We start from the raw sequence: 12,494 nt of genomic DNA, 5'->3' as shown, positions 1-12,494 counted from the left end.
GGCTCCCTAGACTGCAATGGTGACGCGTTTGCCATCCCGCGCGCTGTCGATCGCGCCGAAGACCATGGCAAGGCTTTTGATGTTGTCGCTGCCATCCGTTTCCGGCACGGTTCCGGCGTCGACGGCTTGGACGAAACGCTCGATGACGCTCGCGTGCCCGTGCGTATCGGCACGGTCTTCGGCCTCGGGCACTGCGATCGGCTCGACGGCACGCAGGAAACCCTCGCTGCCTGTGACCACATTGGCCTCGAAGCGCTCGCCGCCATCCCAGAGCAAAGTTCCCTTGGAGCCGACAATTCGCCACGCGCTTTCCCAACTGGTGTTGGCGCCCTCGGCGCACCAGGAACCGCGATAGCTGAAGGCGACATTATCGGAAAATTCGAAGATCGCATTGGCGGCCGCGCCGTGGCGATACCAGGAGCCCTCAGGATTGTATTCGTGGCAATAGACAGCGAGAGGCTCCTTGCCGGACATGAAGCGGGCCGCATCGAAGGTGTGGATCGCCATGTCGAGCAAAAGGACATTGTCCATCTGTTCGCGAAAGCCCCCGAAATGCGGACCGAGGAAGAAATCGCAATGCAGCGCCGTCAGCTCGCCGAGGCTGCCGGACTGGATGAGGCGGCGTATGCGGCGGACGCCGTCGATGAAACGTCGGTTTTGCACGATCGCATGGATACGCGAGGCTTCGCTCGCAAGTCGGCGCAACTCGCGCGCCTCTTCGAGCGTGGCGGCCATCGGCTTCTCGCTCAGCACATGGCAACCATGGGCGAGACCGACGGCCACCACCGCGCGCCGTGCCGCCGGAACGACGATGTCGAAGAGTAAATCAGCCCGGCTTTCGCGGAGAACCTCCGGTAGGTCCGTACCGATCAGGATGTCGCCAAGGTGGAACTCGGCAGCGAGCGCTTCAGCTGTCGCCCGATTGAGATCGACAAGGCCGACAATCTCCACCTTCTCTCGAAGAGAGTTGCTCTCCGTCAGCGCCCTCAGCCAACCTTTGGCCATAGCTCCGCACCCGCACAAAACGGCCCTGTGTCTCACGTGATTTCCTCCAAGAAACGGAAGCGGCAACTCCTCAATTGGCTTCCGTAAACGTTTACGATACTATGCGGCAACGGGTTTTTATGTCAAGAGGTGAGAAAATGGCCGATCGTGAGGCTCAGGAGGAACGCGGAAAAATGAAGGGGATTCGCGAGCTTGCCGAACACCTCGATATTTCGATCGGCACGGTGTCCCGTGCGCTGAACGGCAAGCCCGACGTCAACGAAGAAACCAGAAAAAGGGTGCTGGAAGCAGCGGAATCCCTTGGCTACGTCGCCAACCAATCGGGTCGCGCCCTCCGGAAGGGAGCAACTGGCGTCATCGGCTTCATGATGCAGACCGGCACTGAAATCACCGGCCAGGGCGATACCTTCTTCATGAGCGTCTTCGACGGCGTTCAGACCGTTTTTGCGCGTCACAAGCTCGATCTGGTCGCCCTGCTCTGCTCCTCTGAGGAGGATCCGAACGACTATTTGAAGCGCGTCGTTGCCCGCGGTTTTGCTGATGGCATCATCCTCTCGGCGACCCGGCGGCACGATGCCCGTTTCGAACTGCTGGCCAAGCGCAAGATCCCGTTCATCACCCTCGGACGAAGCCTGACCGATGTCGGTCAGCCGTGGCTCGACCTGGATTTCGAGGGCATGGCGGAGGCTTCCATCGACCGGCTCGTCGCCCGGGGTCACACGAACATTGCCATCACACGACCGCATGACGACATGAACCTCGGCTATGTGTTCGAGGATCAGTGCCGGGCAACCCTTGCCCGCCACGGGCTTCGCCTCGACGAGCGTCACGTCTTTCGTTCGACTCCGAACGAGGCCGGAGGCTACCAGATCGCCCGTGAACTGAGCGCGCTTCAGAACCGTCCGACGGCGATTGTGCTGATCAACGAAGCAATTGCCGTCGGCCTTTATCGCGGGCTGGTGGAAGCAGGAGTAAAGCCTGGACGAGATCTTGCGATCATCGGCCGCCAAAGTCCGCAATCAGAGTTCCTGTCGCCCCGCCTAACATCATTCAGCCTGTCGCTACGTGACCTCGGCATTGCACTTGCCGAAACCCTGCTTGGCACGATGCCGGCTTTCGCGCATGTCTACCCGGCGAAACCCGCGCAACTGCTCTGGCCCATGGCGCTCGTCCCGGGCGAAAGCGATTAAGCAACAGATATGTCCCATCAGCAGAAACGGACTCTATGCAGCTGTGCATCCTCGCCTTGAACGAGTACGAACCGCGTCCCACCACCTTCACCGGATGGGGTATCCGGAGGTCGGCGTGTCAACGCACACTCGTCATCCCCTGAAATGGGTATAGCTCCTCACAGGACCAAAAGGTGGAAACTCAGTTTCCCTGGGAACGGCCGGTTCTAACTGGTCTGCCTAACATTGGTGTCATTCAAATTGGTCATGGATACGTCAGATGTCTAACTCAATCTGCGATACATTTCCCGGGATATGCGAAAAAAGCCGCCTCAGAGGTCCACGACCGACTCGGCTCTTGCGCGCCGCAAACGACAACCTTCTTCGTGGCAATTGGTCCTCGTTCGATACGTCCATTCCCACGCTCTCTCCTGGTGGCGACGGCAGCCCTGCCATCCGATTTGGATCCGCGATCTCCATCCTGGGGTTGGTTGTTGTCACCGCGCATGCCGAGATTGGAGCCGCGGCAGAAGTCCTCTTCGGGGCGCTTGGTGAACTCTTGACGAGAGTGCCAACGATTCTCTGGTGACTTCGGCCCATGCCGGCAAGGCCGACACGGGCCGGCAGAGGCAGTCACGGCCTGCAAAAGCACGCCCGCGGAGCTTCGGCGAGCCGATCTCACACCCTAAGGCTTACGCCCGATACGTTCAGCCAAAAGGTCGTAGTTGCGTTGCAGAATCCGATTTGCCCTGACGGTTGAAACATCGACCAGTTCAGCAGGCAAATGGCCCGCCAGATGGAGAACTTTCCGTAAGGGCGGCCGAAGACATGGGATGCGGACCGATCTCCTTCCGTGTGGTGAGCGCGCAGTTCTCCACGCCGTCGGCGTGGTTTAGAATCCGCTTGGCGGCACGAACAGGCAGACGGTGCGCCCGCTCTTGGAGCCGTTCACTGAACACCAATGGTACTCGCCATCGGGCAAATGCCGGATTCCTGTGTCCTTGTAGGGAATCGTCTCGCCGGTCGCTTTTACGATGAAGCCTTCCGGTTCGAAGGCTGCGAGACGGAACCACGTTCGACGTAAAATGATCCATCGTTTCTGAGTGCCCCCCATCAAGCTCCATCGCGAGCTCACCCGAGTGATGCGCTTCAAAAAAGGTCTTTACGGCAACCCGACCACTACTGGCTTGGCAATGCCGCAGAAGTGCTCATAGCTTGCCTATAGAGCGGGGCTATGGGTATTTAGCAGGGATGGCTTCGGACATTATCGAGGCGTGACGCAACGCTGGGAAAGTCGTCACGCGCAATCCGCAGCCAGCGTGCTGGTAAAACTGATGGGCAAGCTCGCAGGATGCCCGGCGACCTCCACACCCCCGGCTTCAAGTAGCTTTCCGAAAAGTGTATACCCACGAGCAGGTTGCGGACCGTTTCGCGACGATCCGGCCTCGTCCGTGCAGGCGAGCGAGCCCCCCTGCCCCGATCGTCAGAACCTCGATCGAGGAAAATCTTCATCGCACCGATTTGTTCGCGCTCGACCACGACAAGGCAAGCCGCCCACCTAGCTCGGGTCGCACGCCAGTCCCAAGCCGCCGGCTGTCCCGGTCGAGGGTTTCGCCGAGCCACTCGACGTCCATTTTGGAGGGATAAACGAGAGTGAACCGATGTGCCTGTAGCGGGGCGATTTCAAGTGCCGAAAGCTCGCCATTCGCCGGGTTGACGCCGGCGAAATACATCAGACGCAGATCGCTCCGAAACTCCTCGTGCCCGGCAATCCCTTCATAGTCATTGAGGAAGTCCCCGCAGCCATAAAGGATGAGGCGGTTGCGGTAAACTTCGATCGCTTTGGCGTGGTGCGATGAGTGTCCGTGCACGATCGATACGCCGGCATCGTCTATAAGCGCATGCGCAAATTGCCGCTGAGCGGCGGGTATGTCATCCCCCCAATTGGGGCCCCAATGAATCGATAGGACGACCACATCCCGTGGCCGCTTCATCCTGACGATATGATCGGCAACGCGACGGGCACTGGTCGGAGTAAGATCCGGCAGAAAACCCACGCCTGCCCTGTTGCTTGCTGCGGCCCAGCTTCGTGGTGTCCCGGCCGTCGGAGTCGCAAGCGCAAACACGAGCACGCGTCCTTTGTTACCCCTCTCAAGGACGGCCGGCGCGCTCGCTTCGGCCAGGTCATGCCCGGCACCGGCGGTCTTGATTTGCAGGTGGACCAAGGCCGCCAAAGTGTCGAGTAAGCCAACGGGTCCCCAATCGAGAACGTGGTTATTGGCAAGGACACAGCAGTCCACGCCGGCAGCGACAAGACAGGATGCGTTTTCGGGGCTCATCCGATAGTTGATGCCCTTCGGGACGTAATCGTTGCTGCGGGTTACGGCCGTTTCGAGATTGATGATGCGGACATCAGGGCGCACACGCTCGAGCTCATCCAATGCCACGCCCCAGATATAGGTTGGTCCCGCCGACCGCGGAATCGGTCCGTGCGCTTGCTCCGCCAGACGGACGTAGTCTCGGGCTGATCGAAGATGCTCCTCATGCAGAACCGGATTGGATGGAACGGGCAGCACTTGATCGAGGCCCCGCCCGGTCATGACGTCACCGCAAAGGAAGAGCTGCATATACGGGTCGTGCTGGTGTGACCGTCCCATCAGATGCCCCGAGCTTTTGCCGCTACTATTCTCGCCTGCGGAGAATAGGCGGCTAACCTATTGGGGTACAATTTAGGCAAGGCTATCGGTCGCGATCGCGGCTGGGAGGTCCGATCCCGGCGAGGGCCTTCAAAACGCCAACTCCTCCTTCTTCGGCTCAATTGGCTCATTCTGCTGGACCCTGGACCTCTACCAACGCCTACATCGAGTGATATCAGGGGCGCTCCTGGCTGGGGCCGACGCCCTCCTTAAGCTTACGGAAGCTCTATCTCGCCGTCGATCACGTGGTTGAGTCCGGTGCCTTCCGCTGTCAGTGTCATGCGGACTTTCAGCTTCTTGCCGCCGATCTGCCCTTCGCGCACCGTCTCCTCGATCTTGCGCTGTGAGGTGACGCCGACTTCCTTCAGGAACTTGCGGATCGACATGTTGAAGGTGTCTTCGCTCATGGCGGAACTCCTCCGTCTTCCGAACGGCATTGTAAGGGAAGGCGAGTGCCCAAGGAAGCGAGACGATGACGCGCGCTGCCATACAAATACGTCAAAACGGACTGGCGCTCGCGCTTCGTGATATCGGACGAACAGGTCCATCTTCCTGCCGCAATGGTGGCAGAACCCCGAAAATCCGCCGCAACGCTACCGCCAGCCTCAACAAGAGCGAAGCCCGCGCGCTGTTCTTCAATCGTCTTGGAGAGCTCCGGGACAGCACCTTCGAGAGTCAGTTCTACCGTCCGGGCCGAACCTCCTCATCAATCCCATCGTCTACTGGAATACGCTCCATCTCGAACCGGCTTTCGCCGAGATCAATCGTGAAGGCATCGCCACGCCTGCGGAAGTGATCAAACATATCACCCCACTCGCCTGGCAGCATATCAGCCTGACCGAAGATTACATCTGGACTCCGACGGACAGCCCCGATCTCAGGCCGCTGCGGCGAGAAACATCTATCCTCGCTGCATGATCACCATATGTTCTCAAATGTCGGACAGATTCACCACTTTCGCGTCGTGACGACTATTACAAAATTACAATCATCAGCGCACCAAGCTGAAACTGAAAGGACTGAGCCCTGTGCAATACAGAACTCAGTTCCTATTATCCTAGCCCAGCAATCGTCCAACCTTTTGGGGTCAGTTCAGCACTGCGGTCTTTTTTGGCGCGGTCCCGACGGACCGCCACCAGGGAGATTATTTGCGGATCTCGGCGAGCTTGGCGAGAATGCCGTCGACGACTTCGGCACCGATCTCGGCCTTGTGCTTTTCGTAGACGACCATGGACTTCTCGCGGATGCGAGCCTGCTCTTCCGGAGACAGGACGTTCACTTCCAGGCCTGCGGCCTTGATCTTCTCGAGCGACTTCTTGTTCAGGTCGCTAATGACCTGACGCTCGACATCACGACCGACGGAAGCGCACTCCCGCAGAGCCGCCTGTTCATCGGGCGTGTAGGTGTCGAAGATCGCCTTGGAGAAGAGGAAGAGGAACGGCGTGTAGGCGTGGTTCGTCTCGGTGATGTACTTCTGCACTTCGAAGAACTTCGAGGTGTCGATCGTCACATAGGGGTTTTCCTGGGCGTCGATCGTCTTGGTTTCCAGAGCCGAGAAGACTTCGCCGAAGGCCATCGGGGTGGCGTTGGCGCCGAGGTTCTGGAAGGTGTCGAGGAATACGTTGTTCTGCATGACGCGAACCTTCATGCCCTCGAAGTCCTCCCACTTGGTGACGGGACGCACCGAGTTCGAAAGGTTGCGGAAGCCGTTTTCCCAGTAGCTGAGGTTCACGAGGCCAACCGCTTCGAGCTTCTTGCTCATCTTGTCGCCGAAGTCGCCGTCGAGAATCTTGTAGGCTTCCTGGGCATTGGAGAAGAGGAACGGCAGGTCGAAGACGCCGAGAGCCGGCTCGATGCCGACGAGCGGAGACGACGAGGTGACGACGGCTTCCTGAACGCCCGAGCGCAGGGCTTGGGTTGCCTGCAGGTCTCCGCCGAGCGCGCCGCCCCAGAAGGCCGTCAGCTTGAGCTTGCCGCCGGACTTTTCGTCCAGGCACTTCTGCATGGCCTCGATACCATTGCCGACCGGATGATCGGCGTTGATGCCGTTCGACACGCGGATGTTGCGGTCGTTGAATTCAGCGAATGCCGGAGCAGACATGGTGCATGCCAATGCGATGGCGGTGGTGGTCAGAAGCAGTTTTCTCATATTATCCTCCCAATGGATTGTTGAGTGAGAAGGTTGGGCGCGCCGGTTGTCAGTGGAGCCAACGCGCCGGTACGATGACCAAGTCCGGGAACAGGACCAGGAGAAAGAGCACGATCGCCTGCGCAGCGAGGAACGGCCACACACCCGCCGTGACCTTTCCGAGCGGGATACGGCCGACGCCGCTGACGACGTTGAGAACGACGCCGACCGGTGGGGTCAGAAGACCGATGCAGTTGTTCATGATGAACAGGACGCCGAAGTAGACCGGGTCGATGCCCGCCTGCTTGATGATCGGCATCAGAACCGGCGTCAGGATCAGAATTGTCGGCGTGAGGTCCAAAGCGGTACCGACGATCAGCACCAGGATCATGATGGCGAACATCAGCAGGATCGGACGGTCGATCAGCGGTTCGATGTAGCCGGTAATCTCGGCCGGAATGTTCGCTGCGGTGATCAACCAGGCGGAAACGAGCGCGGCGCAGACCAGGAACATGATCACGGACGTCATCTTCGCCGCCTGCAGGATCACGCGCGGAAGTTCTTTCCACGTCAGCTCACGGTAAATGAACATGCCGACGAAGAGGGCGTAGGCCGCGGCGACCACGGCCGCTTCGGTAGGGGTGACCATGCCTGCCTTGATGCCGCCGAGAATGATGACCGGCATGCCGAGCGCCCAGAGTGCCCGACCAGTCACCTGGAGGCGTTCATTCATCGACGCGCGCGGAAGCGCCTCGATCTTGTCCTTGCGCACCACGACCAGCCAGGTGACGATCAACGAAATGCCCATCAGCAGACCGGGAAAGACACCTGCCATGAAGAGCTGCGTGATCGAAACGTTGGCGGCGACGCCGAAGACGATGAAGGCCATGGACGGCGGAATGACCGGGGCGATGATGCCGCCGGCGGCGAGGAGGCCGGCCGAACGCGGGACATTGTAGCCGGCCTTCGCCATCATCGGGATAAGGATGGCGGCGAGCGCGGCGGTGTCCGCGGCTGCGGATCCGGAAATGCTGGCCATGATCAGCGCGGCAACGATCGCCACGATTCCGAGACCGCCACGAATGTGGCCCACGCAGGCGATGGCGAAATCGATGATACGGCGCGAAAGGCCGCCGGCGTTCATCAGCTCGCCCGCCAGAATGAAGAACGGAATGGCCAGCAAGGTGAAGGTGTCAGCCCCCGCGATCATGTTCTGGGCGATGATCTGGGTGTTGAAGATACCCATGTACCACATGAGCACGACGCCGCAGAACATCAGCGAAAATGCAACCGGCACCCCGATCGCCATGGCTCCCAGCAAGGAAGCAACAAACACGAGAAGGGTCATCAGCTACGTTCCGCCATCTGCTCAAGAGTGAGGTTTTCGCCAGCGAAAGCCTCGATTTCTTCCTGGGTCACGCGACCGGTGAGGAGACGGACAAGCCGTTCAAGCGCGATGATCACGCAGCCGCCGCCGGTAAAGAAGCCGATACCGTAGACGAAGCCCATCGACAGGCCGGTTACGGGCGCCTTCATGCTCCAGTTGATCGGAAGCTGCATCCAGGTGCCCCAGAAGAAGATCGCACAACAGCCGATGATCACCAGGTTGCTCAGGATCATGCAGACGATGCGCCCCTTGCGGCCGAGAAACGCGACCAGCGTTTCGACGCCCAGGTGCCCGTGTTCGCGGAACGTCACGACGGCGCCGATGAAGGTTACCCAGACGAAAAAGTAACGCGCCAATTCATCCGACACGGTCAGGCCAGAATTCATCGCATAGCGCATGACGACGTTGACGAAAACCATGACTGCCATCCCCGAAAGAAGGACGATCAGCAGGAATTCGAGAGCTTTGTAGAATAGATCGATTGCCTTTTGCACTTGGTCCTCCCCCGTTCGAAAATTACAAGAGATCGCGCTTGGCGAGGTTCCGCATGAGGGCGCCGACCCCGAAGGTCCATTCCGGGCAGGCATTGCAGCGATCAACCCAGTTCACCAGGCGCCCGAGCTTCGGCGTCGATATTTCCACCCTGTCGCCCACTTCGTGCGTGAAGCCCTGTCCGACGCCACGGCGATCCTTCACTGGCGCGAACATAGTGCCGAGGAACAGCACCGCGCCGTCCGGATACTGATGATTGCGGTTGCGCAGTTGCGACACCAGGTTTTCCGGGCTGCGGCTGATCGCCTCCATCGGGCTTTCGCCGGCCATCTCGAAACCATCCTCACCTTTGACCAGCAGCGAGACGCGAACCTTGCGCAAGTCGTCGATGGTGAAGCTCTCGTCGAACAGGCGGATGAACGGGCCGATCGAGCAGGACGCATTGTTGTCCTTCGCCTTGCCGAGCAGCAAGGCGGAACGGCCTTCGACATCACGAAGGTTCACGTCGTTGCCGAGAGTGGCGCCTAGGATCGTGCCGTCAGAACGAATTGCGAGCACGACTTCGGGCTCGGGATTGTTCCACTGCGAGATCGGATGGATGCCGACCGTGTCGCCACAGCCGACGGAGGACATCGGCTGCGACTTGGTGAAGATCTCGGCGTCGGGGCCGATGCCGACTTCGAGGTACTGCGACCAGAGGTTCATGTCCTGCAGCAGCGCCTTTACCTTCGCCGCCTGCTGCGAACCGGCTACGAGACCACGCAAGCTGTCGCCGAGCACCGGCGCCAACCGTTCGCGGATTTCGAGAGCCCGGGAGGAATCTCCCCTGGTCTGCTCCTCGATCACGCGCTCGAGCATGCTGTCGGCGAAGGTGACGCCAGCCGCCTTGATCGACTGAAGGTCGATCGGCGCCAGGAGGTCACCCAACTTGCCGGAGAGGAAATCGTCGAGAGAGCCGAGATCGGCAAGACCAGCCGCGGATATTAGCCTGCCGACCAGCCCATCCTGCTCGAACAGGAAGGAAACGGTGGCGGCGATGCTTGTCAGGTCAAGCAAGCGTCCGTCGCGCAGCAGTACCGGGCAAGGGCCATCGACGGCCTTCGACCACACACGCCCGACCAGAACGGCCTGCGCCGCGTCTTCCGGCAAAATTGCGGCCGCGGATAGTGAATACTTGGAAACCAAGTCGCTCCTCCCATTTCGAATGTCTCCCAGGCAGCAACCTCCCGCTGCCTTGCCGTATTGTCTGGATGTCTGACAACAACCTGTAACGTTTTAGTCGGGCTCCGCGGCACTGTCCAGCTTCAAATCATGACTTGCTCAAAAGCCGCCATGCTTGGGGCTCTCATGACCATTTCCACAGACCCTCGAGATTGGCCTCGAGTTTAATCAAATGCGCCCTCAATAGGACTCGAGCGTCAGATCGAGCCGCCGCGCCGCCCCCAACAGGTGCATCTTCATCGCCTCCCTCGCCCGCCTCGGATCCCGGCTGGCAATGGCATCGCGTAAAACGACATGCTCCTTGATCGTCACCTCGACAATCTCCTCAAGAACCGCGGCCGCTCGCGCCGCATTGATCGCCAGGCTGATGCGCTCCGCGATGAACCCGATGAAGACCGCGAAGTACTCGTTTCCGGTGGCGGCGGCGACTGCGCGATGAAACGCAAGGTCGGCGACGATACCTTCCGCCGTCCACTTTTCCGCGCCGCTCATGCTGGCGAGCGCCTCGTCGATACGCTGAAGATCATCGGGTGTATGGTGCAGGGCAGCGAGGCCTGCGGCCTCGATTTCCAGCGGCACACGCAGCTGAAAGAGATCACGGAAGCTTTGGCGGTTGGCCAGGTCATCCTGCTCGATACGGATCGGTCGTGCGTGGGGCTCGGTGACGAAGGCGCCGACACCCTGGCGCGTCTCGACAAGCCCTTCGTTGCGCAGCTGCGCAATCGCCTCGCGCACCACGGAGCGGCTCACGCCGAGCGCCTTGGCCAGAAAGTGTTCGGTCGGCAGCTTTTCGCCGGGACGTATTCGGCCTTCGGTGATGTCGCGCGCAATCTGAGCGGCAATGCGTGCCGGCAGCTGTTCGCTTCGCCTGATTTGTCCGAATTCCATCGTATTTACGCCCGCCTCCTCCGCGTCACGTGAGGGTTGTCTCTCAATCCCGCGCGAAACTCAATTGGGAACCGGGATTCATCCGAAGATCCGGATCGATCGCCGTCTTTGCCGCGGTCAGCAGCTTGCGCCGAACCGCGGACAGACGCGTGTCGAAGTCGGACTTCTTCAAGCGACCGATGCCGTGCTCCGCACTGATCGAGCCGTGATAGCCGTCGAGCACTTCGTTGATGATCTTCTTCGCCTTGTAGATGCGCGCGTCGATCTCACTCCGCGGCAGGTCACCCGGCGGCAGCACATTCAGGTGCACGTTGCCGTCGCCGACATGGCCGTAGGAGACGCAGACGCATTCTGGAAGTGCGTCGTAGACGGCCTGCTGCGCATCGCGCACGAAATCGGCCAGCCGCGATAGCGACACAGAAACGTCGGTGCGCAAGTGCGGACCGCGCTTGGCCTGCCCCTCGTTCATACCCTCGCGGAAAAGCCAGAGATTGCGCGCCTGCGCCTTGGACGTGGCGACCACTCCGTCGATCACGAGACCGTCGCCCATGACACCTTCGAGGAAACGTTCCATCAGATCCGATACGTCGACCAGCCCCGAACCCGAGATTTCGATTAGCGCATACGCCGGGTGATCGCCCGACATTGGCATGGCGAGGTCCGGCATCGCCTCGCGCGCGAGTGTGAAGGCGAGCGGCGGCATGAACTCGAAGGCCGACAGAAGGTCGCAGCAGTCGCGACGGGCGCGGCGGTAGAGCGCGATCACGTCGTCGAGCGCATTCAATCCCAGCAGGGCGGTGGCCACCTGATCCGGCATCGGCATAAGTTTCACCGCGACCGCCGTGATGATCCCGAGCGTACCTTCGGCTCCGATGAACAACTGCTTCAGATCAATGCCGCGATTGTCCTTGCGCAGCGTCGATAACCCTTCGAAAACCGAACCGTCGGGCAGAACGACTTCCAGTCCCAGCACCAGTTCGCGCGTCATGCCGTAGCGCAGGACATTGATGCCGCCGGCATTGGTGGAGACATTGCCGCCGATTTGACAGGACCCCTGCGCACCGAGCGCGAGCGGGAAGAACATTCCGGCTGCCTCGACCTTGTCCTTGAATTCGGACAGGATAGCGCCCGCCTCAACGACAGCCGAATAATCGTCGACGTCAAGCTGGCGGATGGCATTCATCCGCTCAAGGCTCAGCACGACCTGGCTTTCCGGCGCATCTGGCGTAGCACCCAGCACGAGGCCAGTGTTGCCGCCCTGCGGCACGATCGCAACGCCGAGTTCGGCGCAGATGCGTACCGCCTTCGAGACATCATCGGTAGAGCGCGGACGAAGGACCGCGATTGCTCCGGTGGTCACATCTCCGTGCCAGTCACGACAATAGCGTTCAACCTCCTCCCCGAGGAGAACCAGGTCCGCCCCGAGGGCATCCACGAATTTCTGCTGATGTGACTGGATGCGCGCGCTCACATGTCCCTCCCGGCGTGCGGGACGCCAATTACCTGTT

At 60.3% G+C, this 12,494-nt stretch carries 10 protein-coding genes and 2 pseudogenes; 3 read left to right on the top strand and 9 right to left on the bottom strand.

The genetic code is table 11. The features are described from left to right. Positions 1-6: 6 nt before the first annotated feature. Positions 7-1,041 (bottom strand): Gfo/Idh/MocA family protein, encoded by a 1,035-nt coding sequence (locus AC0C6X_RS13815; protein WP_173519132.1) that lies wholly within the window; start codon positions 1,039-1,041, stop codon positions 7-9. Between the two features lie 137 nt (positions 1,042-1,178). Between AC0C6X_RS13815 and AC0C6X_RS13810 the strand changes: the two genes are divergently transcribed. After that, entirely contained in the window at positions 1,179-2,195 is a 1,017-nt protein-coding gene (locus tag AC0C6X_RS13810) for a LacI family DNA-binding transcriptional regulator (protein ID WP_173519133.1), read from the top strand. Between the two features lie 1,487 nt (positions 2,196-3,682). On the opposite strand, the gene AC0C6X_RS13805 is transcribed toward AC0C6X_RS13810, so the two are convergent. Then, positions 3,683-4,801: a CapA family protein gene (locus AC0C6X_RS13805; protein WP_246304514.1), complete on the bottom strand. Its 1,119-nt coding sequence runs from the start codon at positions 4,799-4,801 to the stop codon at positions 3,683-3,685. Between the two features lie 284 nt (positions 4,802-5,085). Beyond that, complete coding sequence (locus AC0C6X_RS13800) at positions 5,086-5,277, bottom strand: DUF6494 family protein (RefSeq protein ID WP_173519136.1); 192 nt, start codon at positions 5,275-5,277, stop codon at positions 5,086-5,088. 89 nt (positions 5,278-5,366) lie between these two features. On the opposite strand from AC0C6X_RS13800, the pseudogene AC0C6X_RS13795 reads away from it, so the two are divergent. Together AC0C6X_RS13795 and AC0C6X_RS13790 are read left to right on the top strand one after the other, a co-directional pair. Then, a pseudogene (locus AC0C6X_RS13795) lies at positions 5,367-5,788 on the top strand (Tn3 family transposase); the annotation flags it as partial. 65 nt (positions 5,789-5,853) lie between these two features. Continuing rightward, a pseudogene (locus tag AC0C6X_RS13790) lies at positions 5,854-5,931 on the top strand (IS3 family transposase); the annotation flags it as partial. A gap of 83 nt (positions 5,932-6,014) precedes the next feature. Here the strand turns inward: AC0C6X_RS13790 and AC0C6X_RS13785 are convergent. The 6 genes from AC0C6X_RS13785 to AC0C6X_RS13760 form a co-directional block, all read right to left on the bottom strand. Next, entirely contained in the window at positions 6,015-7,019 is a 1,005-nt protein-coding gene (locus AC0C6X_RS13785) for a TRAP transporter substrate-binding protein (RefSeq protein ID WP_173519137.1), read from the bottom strand. Between the two features lie 49 nt (positions 7,020-7,068). After that, positions 7,069-8,346 (bottom strand): TRAP transporter large permease, encoded by a 1,278-nt coding sequence (locus tag AC0C6X_RS13780; RefSeq protein WP_173519138.1) that lies wholly within the window; start codon positions 8,344-8,346, stop codon positions 7,069-7,071. Then, positions 8,346-8,879 (bottom strand): TRAP transporter small permease, encoded by a 534-nt coding sequence (locus AC0C6X_RS13775; protein WP_173519139.1) that lies wholly within the window; start codon positions 8,877-8,879, stop codon positions 8,346-8,348. The genes AC0C6X_RS13780 and AC0C6X_RS13775 overlap by 1 nt, the downstream gene beginning before the upstream one ends. Positions 8,880-8,901: 22 nt before the next feature. Then, positions 8,902-10,062, bottom strand: coding sequence for a fumarylacetoacetate hydrolase family protein (locus tag AC0C6X_RS13770; protein ID WP_173519140.1), 1,161 nt, complete (start codon positions 10,060-10,062; stop codon positions 8,902-8,904). A 216-nt stretch (positions 10,063-10,278) separates the two neighbouring features. Continuing rightward, a complete protein-coding gene (locus AC0C6X_RS13765) occupies positions 10,279-10,986 on the bottom strand; it encodes a FadR/GntR family transcriptional regulator (protein WP_173519141.1) in 708 nt (235 codons plus the stop codon). A gap of 43 nt (positions 10,987-11,029) precedes the next feature. Then, the gene (locus AC0C6X_RS13760) at positions 11,030-12,457 is read right to left on the bottom strand and encodes an FAD-binding oxidoreductase (RefSeq protein ID WP_472953598.1); all 1,428 of its coding nucleotides are present in this window, start codon (positions 12,455-12,457) and stop codon (positions 11,030-11,032) included. Positions 12,458-12,494 lie beyond the last annotated feature (37 nt).

The organism is Ensifer sp. VA4 (genome assembly GCF_055710065.1).
The sequence above is the reverse complement of the archived record's forward strand: the minus strand, read 5'-3'. Positions and strand labels throughout refer to the sequence as shown.